This is a genomic window from Streptomyces sp. SID12501, from assembly GCF_010550245.1.
Lineage (GTDB): Bacteria > Actinomycetota > Actinomycetes > Streptomycetales > Streptomycetaceae > Streptomyces.
The window spans coordinates 1-425 of sequence record NZ_JAAGLU010000759.1; the positions used below are offsets into that span (position 1 = coordinate 1).

General features: G+C 76.0%; 1 protein-coding gene. It reads left to right on the top strand.

What is annotated here, in order from left to right; all coding sequences use genetic code 11:
• The coding region (locus G3I71_RS48325; protein ID WP_164325333.1) for a hypothetical protein at positions 1-415 on the top strand (415 nt) is incomplete at its 5' end.
• Between the last annotated feature and the right edge of the window lie 10 nt (positions 416-425).

Consider the following 425-nt stretch of genomic DNA (forward strand, 5'->3'; position numbering starts at 1 on the left):
CGAGCGGTACGCGGTGTACCTCGTGGTGCCGCGTGACGCGGTGCGCGACGACGAGCGCCCCGAGCTCGCGGAGGACGTGCTGCTCATGGCGCCGTCGGGTGCGGTGGTCGAGGCCGACGGGTCGCCGGGCGTGAGCATGCAGACCGGTGCGGGTGGGCGCGTGGCCGCGACGGTGGGGGCGTTCACGGCGCCCGAGTCGGGGCGGTACACGGTCGCGGTGCCGCCCGCGGACGCGTCGGACGCGTGGGTCGCGATCGCCGCGGACAAGCCGTTCGGGCCGTTCTTCGGGTCGGTCGTGGGGACCGTGCTGGGCGTGTTCGTGGTGATCGGGCTCTCGGCGGCCGGGTTCGGGATGACGCTCGGCGGCGCGATCTGGTGGGTGCTGCGCGTGCGTGCGCGGCGCGCGGCGGCCTGACGTCGAGGTC